This window comes from Pseudomonas sp., from assembly GCF_030683065.1.
Lineage (GTDB): Bacteria > Pseudomonadota > Gammaproteobacteria > Pseudomonadales > Pseudomonadaceae > Aquipseudomonas.
This window is the reverse complement of sequence record NZ_JAUXMX010000033.1, coordinates 203,897-215,993: the sequence shown is the minus strand read 5'-3', so window position 1 is coordinate 215,993 and position 12,097 is coordinate 203,897. Positions and strand designations below refer to the sequence as shown.

General features: G+C 61.7%; 11 protein-coding genes. 8 read left to right on the top strand and 3 right to left on the bottom strand.

Annotation, left to right across the window (positions count from 1 at the left end; all coding sequences use genetic code 11):
• The first annotated feature begins 25 nt into the window (after positions 1-25).
• The 5 genes from gatC to Q8K09_RS10920 all read left to right on the top strand — a co-directional run bounded on the left by gatC (position 26) and on the right by Q8K09_RS10920 (position 5,052).
• Entirely contained in the window at positions 26-313 is a 288-nt protein-coding gene (gene gatC, locus Q8K09_RS10940) for an Asp-tRNA(Asn)/Glu-tRNA(Gln) amidotransferase subunit GatC (protein WP_305254996.1), read from the top strand.
• Positions 310-1,764 (top strand): Asp-tRNA(Asn)/Glu-tRNA(Gln) amidotransferase subunit GatA, encoded by a 1,455-nt coding sequence (gene gatA, locus Q8K09_RS10935; RefSeq protein ID WP_305254995.1) that lies wholly within the window; start codon positions 310-312, stop codon positions 1,762-1,764. Before gatC ends, gatA begins: the two co-directional genes overlap by 4 nt.
• Before the next feature lie 139 nt (positions 1,765-1,903).
• Positions 1,904-3,352 (top strand): Asp-tRNA(Asn)/Glu-tRNA(Gln) amidotransferase subunit GatB, encoded by a 1,449-nt coding sequence (gene gatB / locus Q8K09_RS10930; RefSeq protein ID WP_305254994.1) that lies wholly within the window; start codon positions 1,904-1,906, stop codon positions 3,350-3,352.
• Between the two features lie 60 nt (positions 3,353-3,412).
• Positions 3,413-3,859 (top strand): septal ring lytic transglycosylase RlpA family protein, encoded by a 447-nt coding sequence (locus tag Q8K09_RS10925; protein WP_305254993.1) that lies wholly within the window; start codon positions 3,413-3,415, stop codon positions 3,857-3,859.
• 98 nt (positions 3,860-3,957) lie between these two features.
• A complete protein-coding gene (locus Q8K09_RS10920; RefSeq protein ID WP_305254992.1) occupies positions 3,958-5,052 on the top strand; it encodes a calcium/sodium antiporter in 1,095 nt (364 codons plus the stop codon).
• 50 nt (positions 5,053-5,102) lie between these two features.
• On the opposite strand, the gene Q8K09_RS10915 is transcribed toward Q8K09_RS10920, so the two are convergent.
• From Q8K09_RS10915 to Q8K09_RS10905, 3 genes are all read right to left on the bottom strand, one after another.
• Positions 5,103-6,044 carry an AEC family transporter gene (locus tag Q8K09_RS10915; protein WP_305254991.1) on the bottom strand — a complete coding sequence of 314 codons (942 nt, stop codon included), beginning with the start codon at positions 6,042-6,044 and terminating at the stop codon, positions 5,103-5,105.
• 196 nt (positions 6,045-6,240) lie between these two features.
• Positions 6,241-6,801 carry a response regulator transcription factor gene (locus Q8K09_RS10910; RefSeq protein ID WP_305254990.1) on the bottom strand — a complete coding sequence of 187 codons (561 nt, stop codon included), beginning with the start codon at positions 6,799-6,801 and terminating at the stop codon, positions 6,241-6,243.
• Between the two features lie 13 nt (positions 6,802-6,814).
• Positions 6,815-8,068 (bottom strand): ATP-binding protein, encoded by a 1,254-nt coding sequence (locus Q8K09_RS10905; RefSeq protein ID WP_305254989.1) that lies wholly within the window; start codon positions 8,066-8,068, stop codon positions 6,815-6,817.
• A 289-nt stretch (positions 8,069-8,357) separates the two neighbouring features.
• On the opposite strand from Q8K09_RS10905, the gene Q8K09_RS10900 reads away from it, so the two are divergent.
• The 3 genes from Q8K09_RS10900 (at position 8,358) to Q8K09_RS10890 (ending at position 11,993) form a co-directional block, all read left to right on the top strand.
• A complete protein-coding gene (locus tag Q8K09_RS10900; protein WP_305254988.1) occupies positions 8,358-9,071 on the top strand; it encodes an SIMPL domain-containing protein in 714 nt (237 codons plus the stop codon).
• Positions 9,072-9,284: 213 nt separating this feature from the next.
• The gene (locus Q8K09_RS10895) at positions 9,285-10,883 is read left to right on the top strand and encodes an ABC transporter substrate-binding protein (protein ID WP_305254987.1); all 1,599 of its coding nucleotides are present in this window, start codon (positions 9,285-9,287) and stop codon (positions 10,881-10,883) included.
• Between the two features lie 99 nt (positions 10,884-10,982).
• A complete protein-coding gene (locus tag Q8K09_RS10890; protein WP_305254986.1) occupies positions 10,983-11,993 on the top strand; it encodes an ABC transporter permease subunit in 1,011 nt (336 codons plus the stop codon).
• The last annotated feature ends 104 nt before the right edge of the window (positions 11,994-12,097 follow it).

Sequence of the window (12,097 nt, the reverse complement as noted above, 5' to 3'; positions counted from 1 at the left end):
ACTGCCCCTCTACTGGAGAACCTCAATGGCGCTTGAACGCTCCGAGGTGGAAAAAATCGCCCATCTGGCCCGATTGGGCCTGAATGAAAGCGAAATTCCACACACAACCGAGACACTCAATAACATTCTCGGCCTGATCGATCAGATGCAGGCAGTCGACACCACGGGGATCGAGCCACTGGCCCACCCACTGGAAGCGACCCAGCGCCTGCGCGCCGACGTAGTAACCGAAGAAAACCACCGCGAGGCCTATCAGGCCATCGCCCCGGCCGTCGAAAACGGCCTGTATCTGGTTCCCAAGGTGATTGAGTGATGCATCAACTGACCCTGGCTGAAATCGCCCGCGCACTGGCTGCCAAACAATTTTCCGCTGAAGAACTGACCCGCGGCCTGCTGACCCGTATCCAGCAGCTCGACCCGCAGCTCAACAGCTTTATCACCGTCACCGCTGACCAGGCCATCGAGCAGGCCAAAGCCGCCGACGCCCGCCGCGCCGCTGGCGAGAACGGCGCCCTGCTCGGTGCGCCGATTGGCCACAAGGACCTGTTCTGCACCCAGGATGTGCTGACCACCTGCGGCTCGAAGATCCTCACCGGTTTCAAGGCTCCGTATAACGCCACCGTGGTCGAGAAACTCGCCAGCGCCGGCGCCGTGACCCTTGGCAAGCTGAACATGGACGAATTCGCCATGGGCTCGGCCAACGAATCCAGCCACTACGGCGCAGTAAAGAACCCCTGGGATCTGACCCGCGTACCGGGTGGCTCCTCCGGCGGCTCGGCTGCAGCTGTGGCTGCGCGCCTGCTGCCAGCCGCCACCGGCACCGACACCGGCGGCTCGATTCGCCAGCCCGCGGCACTGACCAACCTCACCGGGATCAAGCCAACCTACGGCCGCGTCTCGCGCTGGGGCATGATCGCCTATGCCTCCAGCCTTGATCAGGGCGGCCCACTGGCGCGCACCGCTGAAGACTGCGCGCTGATGTTGCAGGCCATGGCCGGCTTCGACACCAAGGACAGCACAAGCGTCGATCAGCCCATTGACGACTACCTTGCCGCTCTCAGCCAGCCGTTGGCCGGCCTGCGTATCGGCTTGCCCAAGGAATACTTCGGCACAGGTCTGGACGCACGCATCGGCGAGAAAGTCATGGCCGTGGTCGAGGAGCTGAAAAAGCTCGGCGCCACAGTCAAGGACATCAGCCTGCCGAACATGCAGCACGCCATTCCGGCCTACTACGTAATTGCGCCGGCAGAGGCCAGCAGCAACCTGTCGCGTTTCGACGGCGTGCGTTTCGGCTACCGTTGCGAAAACCCGGTCAACCTTGAAGACCTCTACAAGCGCTCGCGTGGCGAAGGCTTTGGTGCGGAAGTGAAGCGCCGGATCATGGTCGGCACCTACGCGCTGTCCGCCGGTTACTACGACGCCTATTACCTGAAAGCGCAGAAGATCCGCCGACTGATCAAGAATGATTTTGTCACGGCCTTTAATGACGTTGACGTGATCCTCGGCCCAACCACGCCGAACCTGGCCTGGAAGCTCGGCGAAAAGAACAACGATCCGGTCGCCGCCTACCTGGAAGACATCTACACCATCACCGCTAACCTGGCCGGCATCCCCGGTCTGTCGATGCCAGCCGGCTTCGTCGAGGGCTTGCCGGTCGGTGTGCAGTTGCTCGGTAACTACTTCCAGGAAGGTCGCCTGCTCAACGTCGCCCACCAGTACCAGCAAGTCAGCGACTGGCATAAACAGACACCCAATGGCTTCTGAGGCATACGTCCGCACACCTCTCGCCTGAATCTGTAGGAGCCCGATGCTTTGGCATTATTGATCGCCAGCAAGCTGGCTCCTACGAACACCTGCACGATGCCGAGAGGGCAGGCCGCAACAAATTCGAGGAGCACTAAAGATGCAATGGGAAACCGTAATCGGGCTGGAAATTCACGCCCAGCTCAGCACCCAATCGAAGATTTTCTCCGCCAGCGCCATCGCTTTCGGCGCAGAGCCCAACACCCAGGCCAGCCTGGTTGACCTCGGCATGCCCGGCACCCTGCCGGTGCTCAACGCCGAAGCGGTGCGTATGGCCTGTAAATTCGGCCTGGCGATTGATGCCGAAATCGCGCCGAGCAACGTCTTCGCGCGCAAGAACTACTTCTACCCGGACCTGCCGAAGGGCTACCAGACCAGCCAGATGGATCACCCCATCGTCGGCAAGGGTTTCCTCGACATCACCCTGGAAGACGGTACGCAAAAACGCATCGGCATCACCCGCGCGCACCTGGAAGAGGATGCCGGCAAAAGCCTGCACGAAGACTTCCACGGCATGAGCGGGATCGACCTGAACCGCGCGGGCACCCCGCTGCTGGAGATCGTCTCCGAGCCGGATATCCGTTCGGCCAAGGAAGCGGTGGCCTACGTCAAGGCGATCCATGCCCTGGTGCGCTACTTAGGGATTTGCGACGGCAACATGGCCGAAGGCTCACTGCGCTGTGACTGCAACGTCTCGGTACGCCCCAAAGGCCAGGCCGAGTACGGCACCCGCGCCGAGATAAAGAACGTCAACTCGTTCCGCTTTATCGAAAAAGCCATCAACCATGAGGTGCAACGGCAGATCGAGCGGATCGAAGACGGCAATAAAATCGTTCAGGAAACCCGCCTGTACGACCCGAACAAAGACGAAACCCGCTCCATGCGCAGCAAAGAGGAAGCCAACGACTACCGTTACTTCCCCTGTCCCGACCTGCTGCCGGTGGTGATCGAACAGAGCTTTCTCGACGAGATCCGCGCCAGCCTGCCGGAGTTGCCGGTCGAGAAGCGCGCGCGCTTCGAGCGCGAGTTCGGCCTGTCCACTTATGACGCCGATGTACTGGCCGCCAGCCGCGAACTGGCCAACTACTTCGAAGCCGTGAATGCCGTGTGCGGCGATGCCAAGCTGGCCGCCAACTGGGTGATGGGCGAGCTGTCCAGCCTGCTCAACAAGGACAACCTGGATATCGAACAGTCGCCGGTCAGCGCCGAGCAACTGGGCGGGATGATCGTGCGCATCAAGGACAACACCATCAGCGGCAAGATCGCCAAGATGGTCTTCGAGGCCCTGGCCGCTGGCGAAGGCGCGACGGCTGACGAGGTGATCGAGCACAAGGGGCTCAAGCAAGTCACCGACAGCGGCGCCATCGAATCGATGCTGGATGAGGTGCTGACGGCCAACGCCGAGCAGGTTGAACAGTACCGCGCCGCTGATGAGGCCAAGCGCGGCAAGATGTTCGGCTTCTTTGTCGGCCAGGCCATGAAAGCCTCGAAAGGCAAGGCCAACCCTGGTCAAGTGAACCAACTGCTGAAGAAAAAGCTCGAAGGGTGACAACTTGCCCCCATCGACGCCGGGCTTGCCCGGCGTTTTTCTGCGTGGAGAATTGGATCTATGCCGACTCGTAGCCCGGATGCAATCCGGGAACAAGCAAGCCCGCAGCTTGCATCCTGGCCAAGGACAGCCAGGCTGATCCGCAACAGCCTGATCCTCAGCGCATTGACCTTGCTCGTCGGCTGCACCAGCCAGGGGATCAAACCGGGCGGCTATAGCGCCGAAGGCCAGGCCTCCTATTACGGCGCCCGCCACCATGGCAATAAAACTGCCAGCGGCGAGCGTTTCGACCAACACGCCCTCACCGCAGCCCACCGCAGCCTGCCTTTCGGCAGCCGCGTACGGGTGACCAACCTGCGCAACGATAAAAGCGTGGTGGTACGCATCAACGACCGCGGCCCGTATGCCAAAGGACGAATTATCGACCTGTCGCACCAGGCCGCCGGGCGAATCGACATGCTGCGCGCCGGCGTTGTGCCGGTGCGCGTCGAGCAGTTGAGGGACTAGGCCGTCCTCGCACCCAGCCTGAAAATATAGACGCGCACCCCACTGGCGCGGCGCTTGCGGATGATTAAACTAGCCGCACTTTTCTGGAGCCCCTTGCAATGACCCCTATGACGTTCGTCTATCTGATTGCCGGCCTGGTATTGCTGGTCGCCGGCGCCGAGGTGCTGGTTCGAGGCGCCGCAAAACTGGCAGCGCAATTCGGTATCCCTCCACTGGTTATCGGCCTGACCGTGGTTGCCTTCGGCACCAGCGCGCCAGAAACCGCTGTCAGTGTGCAAGCGGCCTTCAACAACAGCGGCGACCTGGCTATCGGCAACGTGATCGGCAGCAATATCGCCAACGTACTGCTGATTCTCGGCTTGACTGCCCTGGTTGCTCCGCTGATCGTGTCGCGCCAGTTGATCCGCCTGGACGTGCCGATCATGATCGGTGCCAGCCTGGTGGTGTACGCCCTGGCCTGGGACGGCAGCCTCAGCAAACTCGATGGCGCGCTACTGTTCGCTGGCGTAGTGGCCTACACCGGTTTCCTGATCATCAGCAGCCTGAGAGACAAGAGCAGCAACGAGGACGATGAGTTCACCAAGGAATTCGGCCTGCACGAAACACCCAAGCCCTATGCCTGGTTGATCAACCTGGCACTGATTATCGCCGGCCTGGTCCTGCTGGTGAGCGGCTCCAACTTTCTGGTCGAAGGCGCCGTCAGCCTGGCCCGCGCCCTTGGCTTGTCCGAGCTGATCATCGGTCTGACGGTGGTGGCTATCGGCACCTCGCTGCCAGAACTGGCGACCTCGCTGATGGCCGCCTTGCGTGGCGAACGGGATATCGCCGTGGGCAATATCGTCGGCAGCAACATCTTCAACCTGCTCTGCGTGCTCGGCCTGGCCTCGCTGGTATCGCCGCAGGCGATCTCGGTATCGCCAAACGCCCTGGCCTTCGACTTCCCGGTGATGATCGCCGTGGCCGTGGCCTGCCTGCCAATTTTCTTTGCCGGCTACCGCATCAACCGCTGGGAAGGCCTGCTGTTTGTCGCCTACTACCTGGCCTACACCCTCTACCTGATGCTGTTCGCCACCGGTCGACCGTTTGCCCAGACCTTCGGCGACGCCATGCTCGGTTACGTAGTACCGCTGACTGCAGTGACCTTGGTGATAATCGCCGGGCGCGCCTGGCATAAGCAGCGCGAGACCGCTTAGACCGTTGAGCCGTGGCCGCCTATCGACACCTTGCCTTACCCGGCAGGCAGTTAGATCCAGCCGGCCCACTGCAGCATCAGCAAACCGATATTGATGGTCACCGCCGCAACCAGGGTGGTGATCACGATGATCGCCGCCGCCAACTGATGGTTACCATTCACCGCCCGTGCCATGACAAAGCTGGCGGCAGCTGTGGGGCTGGCGAAATACAGGAACAGGATAGCCAGTTGCGCATCACGAAAACCCCATAGCCAGGCGCCAAGGGTTGCCAGCAACGGCAGCCAGACCATCTTCATCAGACTGGCACTGATGGCGATACCGCTGCTCGCGCGCAACGAGGCCAGGGTCAAGGTGCCGCCAATGCAGATCAGCGCCAGCGGCAGGGTCATCTGCGCGAAGTACTGGGTCGAAATCATCAACCAGTCCGGTAACGGCAACTGCCAGTAGGCGATCGGCATGGCCGCCAGCACGCCGATGATCAGTGGGTTACTCAGGATGCTCTTGCAGATGGCCCAGGGACCGGACTTGACGTGCGGACTGTAGATCGTCAGGACGATAGCCGAGAGCGTGTTGTAGCAAAGGATTACCACCCCACCCAAGACCGCGCCGACCGACAAGCCATAGTCGCCGTACATGCTGGTGGCCAGCGCCAGACCGACGATGCCGTTATTGCCGCGAAACGCGCCCTGGGTGTAAATCCCGCGCTCCACCTGCGGACAGCGCCAGATAGCCCAACCCCAGGCGATCAGAAAGCACACCAGGGTCGCCAGCACGAAATAACCAAGCAGCGCGGGCTGCAACGCCGTGCTCAGGTCCGCCTTGACGATGCCGAGAAACAACAGCGCCGGCATGGTGCCGCGAAACACCAACGACGACGCGGTATTGATAAAAGCATCGTCGATCCAGCCCAGGCGCTTGAGCCCAACACCAAGAAACAGCATCGAGAACACCGGCGCAGTGATGGCGAGGGTTTGCTGGACTACAGCGAACATGGAGACCCCTGGAAGCGTATTTACTTAGGGGACTAATGATAACGCCATCGACGGAAAACGCTTCGCGGTTTTCCGTTCTACGCGAGCGATAACGATATACCGCGAGGCGGATAAGAAAGGCATCACTCAGCCACTCTGGTAGCCCGGATTGCATCCGAGCTACGGTGCTGTATCGCCTGGGTTTTTCAACGGCCTTTCAGCGCCTGACCGGGCGCTTCTGCAATTTGCGCTGCAGGGTGCGTCGGTGCATGCCGAGCGCGCGGGCGGTGGCAGAGATATTGCCTTCGTGCTCGCTGAGTACGCGCTGGATATGCTCCCACTGCAGGCGGTCCACCGACATCGGGTTTTCCGGCACCAGGGTGTCCAGATCGGCATGCTGGGTGAGCAGCGCGGCCAGCACGTCGTCGGCATCGGCCGGTTTGCACAGGTAGTTGCAGGCACCGCGCTTGATGGCTTCAACGGCGGTGGCGATGCTCGAATAGCCGGTGAGGATCACCACGCGCATTTCTGCATCCAGCTCCAGCAGTTTAGGCAGCAGCACCAGGCCGGAGTCGCCTTCCATCTTCAAATCGAGCACGGCGTAATCCGGCACATCCTGTTCCGCCAGGGCCAGGCCCTCCTCGGCAGAACCGGCAGTCGACACACGTAAACCACGCCGACTCATGGCCCGCGCCATGACCCGGGTAAACGTTGGGTCGTCATCAACCAGTAGCAGGTGCGGTTGTTCTTCGCCTTCAAACAGGACTTCGTCACTCATACTCGATGCTTCCTTAGGCTCGCCCATAGGCGCGCGGCAACTTAAGCTCGGTGAGCGTGCCGCCTTCTTCATGGTTATACAGCTTTACCGTGCCGCCGGCACGGGTGACGCTGGCCTGACTAAGGAACAACCCCAGGCCGAAGCCCTTGCCCTTGGTGGTAAAAAACGGCCTGCCGAGCTGTTCGGCAATGGCCAGTGGCACCCCGGCGCCAAAATCGCGAATGCTCAGATTCAGCCATTGATGATCCCAGTCGAGGCGAATGTCCAGCTTGTCCGGGCAGGCGTCGGCGGCGTTGTTCAGCAGATTGAGCAGTGCCTGGGTCAGGTCCGCTGGCGGCATCATCCGTGGCGGTGCGCCCCGCCCGAGGCACTGATAGCGATAAGTGGCCTCAGGACGCATCAGGTGCCAGCGATTAAGCGTGGTTTCCAGCCACTCCACCGAGGACAGTTCGACCACCGCCTGCCGCCGATCCGCTTCGGCAGCGCGTACCAGGTGCTGCAGGGTCTCTTTGCACAGCTTGACCTGCTCTTGCAGCACCGCCAGGTCTTCCTGCAACAACGGATCCTGATGCTCGCGGCGCAACTCTTTGATCAACACGCTCATGGTCGCCAATGGGGTGCCCAGCTCATGGGCGGCACCGGCGGCCTGGGTGGCAACCGCCAGCAACTGCTGGTCGCGCAAGCCTTCCTCGCGGCGCTCGGCGCGCAGTTCCTCCTGGGCGCGCAGCTCCTCGGCCATCTTGGCGACGAAGAAGGTAATCAACCCCGCGGCCAAGGCAAAACTCAGCCACATGCCGTAGATCAGCAGGCTTTCACGCGGACCTGACGGCAAATCCAGCGGGTGCGACCACACCAGCAGCAGGGTGTAGCCCGCCAGCGCCAGACCGGACAGCGTCATGGTAAACAGCCAGGGCAAGGTCGCCGCGGCGATGGTCAGCGGCACCAGGTAATACGAGACAAAGGGGTTGGTCGAGCCACCCGAGTAGTACAGCAGCGCGCTATGGATGACCAGGTCGCAGCCGAGTTGCACCGCGTACTCCACCTCGGTGACCGGCCACGGACCACGCAGGCGCAGTGCGCTCAGCAGACACAGCAGCAGTGAAATACCCAGCGTGATGCTCAGCGCCTGCCAGGGCAGCGGCAGCAAGCCCGATTTATAGGCCAGGCCCACAGAACCCGCCTGGGCAGCCAACACCAGGATACGGATCAGCGTCAGACGCCAGAGGTTTTGCCGGCTGGCCGACAACAACTGCACGGGTGCGAGCATGGACTCTCCAAAATTGCTCGATTGCCGAGCCACGCGAGTATAACCAAGGCTCGACCTGCTCAGCTGCGACAACTGGCCGCAGCACAGGACCGTGCACACCGGCATCCGGCGCTGTGGCCTGTGTTGGTTGGTGCGCGCGGCGCACCCTACCGTTGTGGCCTGACGCCTGGGCATGCACAGAAACAACACACATCGATGAACCAGATTTAACCCAAACAGTCGAAACGTCAGGTGTACCTTTGGCTACACATTCAACACTCTGCCCCCACATCGCTAACAAGGAATCGTCATGCAGCCATTGTCCCGTCTCGCCAGTGCCCTGACCATCAGCGCCGTCGGCCTGCTCAGCCTTGCGGCACATGCCGAAGAGGCCCGCTACAACCAAATTGCGCTGCGCGCCGAGGTCAATCAGGAAATCGCCCACGACCTGATGCACGTCACCCTGTATAGCGAAGCGCAAGACAGCGACCCGGCGGCACTTGCTGCGCAGATCAGCAACACCCTCAACGCCAGCATTGCCCAGGCGCGCAAGGCCAAGGGCGTCAGCGTGGCCATGGGCAGCCGCCACAGTTACCCGGTCTACGATGACAAGGGCCAGCAGATTACCGCCTGGCGCGAACGCGCCGAGCTGCGCCTGGAAAGTGCTGACTTCAGCGCCCTGTCCACACTGACCGGCGAGATGCTGCAGACCATGAAGATGGGCGGGATGAACTTCAGCATTGCCAACGCCACGCGCAAAACCCACGAAGACACCCTGCTCAAGGAGGCCGTGGCGGCGTTCAAGGCCCGCGCCCAACTGGCCACCGACGCCCTGGGTGGCAGCGGCTACAAACTGGTCAACCTGAGCCTCAACAGCGGCGGTTTCCAGCCACCGATGCCGATGCGCATGAGCGCGATGAAAGGCGCCGAGAGGATGGATGCCACGGTGACGCCAGACATCGAAGCCGGCACCAGCCAGGTGACGATCAATGCCGACGGCGTCATCGAAGTGCAGATGCCCTGAACCATGCCTCAAAAGCAGGCAACGCCGTTGTCGCCAGATAGCGGCGTAATGCCAGCTTGATCCACGAAAATTGCCTAAATGCGACAGTTTACCCGCAGTTACTACGCTGAAGACCTCATGCCCCTTGTCGGCGGCACATGCCGTGCATAGTGTCATTGAGGTCTACACAAGAGTCCCCTCACGCAAATAACCACAATAATCAATGAGGTCATCATGCGTAAAAACGCCTTCACCCAGGCTTTTGTCATTGCTGGGCTACTCGCCAGCACCCCGCTGGCCCAGGCCGCGAGCAACCTGGTGTTCTGTTCCGAAGGCAGCCCAGCCGGGTTCGACCCGGGGCTGTACACCACCGGCACCGACTTCGATGCGTCTGCCGAAACCATATTCAATCGCCTGACCCAGTTCGAGCGTGGCGGCACCGCGGTCATCCCCGGTCTTGCGGAAAAATGGGACATCGCTGCAGATGGCCTGAGCTACACCTTCCACCTGCGGCCCGGGGTCAAGTTCCACAGCACCGACTACTTCACGCCGAGCCGCACCTTCAACGCCGACGACGTGCTCTTCACCTTCGGCCGCATGCTCGACAAGGACCATGCATTCCGCAAGGCCTACCCCAGCGAATTCCCCTACTTCACCGACATGGGCATGGACAGCAATATCGCCACGCTGGAGAAGCTCGACGAGCTGACCGTCAGGTTTACCCTCAACGAGGTGGACGCCGCCTTTATCCAGAACCTGGCGATGAGCTTCGCCTCGATCCACTCGGCCGAATACGCCGGGCAGTTACTTGAAGCTGGCAAGCCCGCCGAGATCAACCAGAAGCCGATCGGCACCGGACCCTTCGTGTTCAGCCGCTACCAGAAAGACTCGCAGATCCGCTTCAAGGGCAACCAGGCGTACTGGAACCCGGATGAGGTCAAGATCGACAATTTGATCTTCGCCATCAACACCGACGCCTCGGTGCGCATGCAGAAGCTCAGGGCCGGAGAATGCCATGTCACCCTGTTCCCGCGCCCGGCCGACCTTGAGGCGCTCGCCAAGGACCCGAATATCCAGATGCCGTCGCAGCCCGGCTTCAACGCTGGCTACATCGCCTACAACGTCAGGCACAAGCCGTTCGACCAGCTCGCCGTGCGCCAGGCGCTGGACATGGCTTTGAACAAGCAGGCAATCATCGACGCGGTCTACCAGAGCGCCGGTCAGTTGGCGGTCAACGGTATGCCGCCGACCCAGTGGTCGTATAACGACAGCATCAAGGACGCCGCCTATGACCCGCAGCAAGCCAAGGAATTGCTCAAGGCCGCCGGCGTCGCCGAGGGCACCGAGATCACCCTATGGGCCATGCCGGTGCAGCGCCCGTACAACCCCAACGCCAAACTGATGGCCGAAATGCTCCAGGCCGACTGGGGCAAGATCGGCCTCAAGGTGAAGATTGTCAGCTACGAATGGGGCGAGTACCTCAAGCGCACCAAGGCCGGCGAACACGATGCCATGCTGATCGGCTGGAGCGGCGACAACGGCGACCCGGACAACTGGCTGGGTACTCTGTACGGCTGCGATGCGGTGGACGGCAACAACTTCTCCAAGTGGTGCGATGCCGATTACGACAAGCTGATCAAGGCGGCCAAGCGCACCACCGATGTCGCCGAGCGCACCGCGCTGTACCAACAGGCCCAGGTGCTTCTCAAGCGCGAAGTACCGATCACCCCAATCGCCCACTCCACCGTGTATCAACCGATGCGCACCAGCGTGAAGGACTTCAAAATCAGTCCCTTCGCGCTCAACGCCTTCTACGGGGTAAGCGTCGAGTAATATCTCCAGGCAAGTGGCCGGGCACCTGCCCGGCCGTTGACGATAGCGCCCGGCCATCCAGCCAGGCGCACGCGCATTCTCACTGGAGCATCGACTCGCATGCTGTCTTTTATCGCCAGACGTCTGGGGCTGCTGATCCCGACTTTTTTCGGCATCACCTTGCTCACTTTCGCCCTGATTCGCATGATCCCCGGCGACCCGGTGGAAGTGATGATGGGCGAACGCCGGCTCGACCCGGTGATGCACGCCGAAGCCATGGAACGCCTGGGCCTGAACAAGCCGCTGTACGCCCAGTACCTCGACTATATTGGCCAACTGGCCCAGGGCGATCTGGGCCAATCGCTGCGCACCCGTGAAAGTGTGTGGAGTGAATTTTTCACCCTGTTCCCGGCGACCGTCGAACTGGCCCTCGCCGCCCTGCTGTTTGCCGGCAGTCTGGGCCTGATCGCCGGGGTGGTGGCCGCACTAAAACGGGGCTCGTTGTTCGATCATGGGGTGATGGGCATTTCCCTGGCCGGCTATTCCATGCCGATCTTCTGGTGGGGCCTGCTGCTGATCATGTTCTTCTCGGTCTGGCTGGGCTGGACCCCGGTGTCCGGGCGTATCGACCTGCTCTACGACATCCCGCCGGTCACCGGCTTCATGTTGATCGACAGCCTGCTCAGCGACGAGCAAGGCGCCTTCCTCGATGCCCTGCACCACCTGGTCCTGCCGGCCATCGTGCTCGGCACCATCCCGCTGGCGGTAATTGCACGGATGACCCGCTCGGCGATGCTCGAAGTGCTGGGCGAGGACTACATTCGCACCGCCCGCGCCAAGGGCCTGTCGCCGACGCGGGTGGTGTTCGTCCACGGCCTGCGCAACGCGCTGATTCCGGTACTCACGGTGTTCGGCCTGCAAGTCGGCGCGCTGCTCGCCGGCGCGGTACTGACCGAAACCATCTTCTCCTGGCCGGGCATCGGCAAATGGCTGATCGAGTCGATCGGCGCCCGCGACTACCCGGTGGTGCAAAACGGCATCCTGCTGATCGCCTGCCTGGTGATCCTGGTCAACTTCGTGGTGGACATCCTCTACGGCCTGGCCAACCCACGCATTCGCCATCAGCGCTAACAAGGAGCTCGCCATGTCCCTGCAACCAGGCTGCTGGATGCACCCAACCTCACCCGTAGCCTGGGTCGAGCGCAGCGATACCCAGGATGCCCTCTCCCGGGTGT

Bases quoted from the DNA above. Each gene is read 5' to 3' on its own strand.
- Q8K09_RS10920 (WP_305254992.1), top strand. From the start codon at position 3,958: ATGACCCCTATGACGTTCGTCTATCTGATTGCCGGCCTGGTATTGCTG.
- Q8K09_RS10890 (WP_305254986.1), top strand. From the start codon at position 10,983: ATGCTGTCTTTTATCGCCAGACGTCTGGGGCTGCTGATCCCGACTTTT.
- gatB (WP_305254994.1), top strand. From the start codon at position 1,904: ATGCAATGGGAAACCGTAATCGGGCTGGAAATTCACGCCCAGCTCAGC.
- Q8K09_RS10910 (WP_305254990.1), bottom strand. From the start codon at position 6,801: ATGAGTGACGAAGTCCTGTTTGAAGGCGAAGAACAACCGCACCTGCTA.
- Q8K09_RS10895 (WP_305254987.1), top strand. From the start codon at position 9,285: ATGCGTAAAAACGCCTTCACCCAGGCTTTTGTCATTGCTGGGCTACTC.
- Q8K09_RS10905 (WP_305254989.1), bottom strand. From the start codon at position 8,068: ATGCTCGCACCCGTGCAGTTGTTGTCGGCCAGCCGGCAAAACCTCTGG.
- Q8K09_RS10900 (WP_305254988.1), top strand. From the start codon at position 8,358: ATGCAGCCATTGTCCCGTCTCGCCAGTGCCCTGACCATCAGCGCCGTC.
- gatC (WP_305254996.1), top strand. From the start codon at position 26: ATGGCGCTTGAACGCTCCGAGGTGGAAAAAATCGCCCATCTGGCCCGA.
- Q8K09_RS10925 (WP_305254993.1), top strand. From the start codon at position 3,413: ATGCCGACTCGTAGCCCGGATGCAATCCGGGAACAAGCAAGCCCGCAG.
- Q8K09_RS10915 (WP_305254991.1), bottom strand. From the start codon at position 6,044: ATGTTCGCTGTAGTCCAGCAAACCCTCGCCATCACTGCGCCGGTGTTC.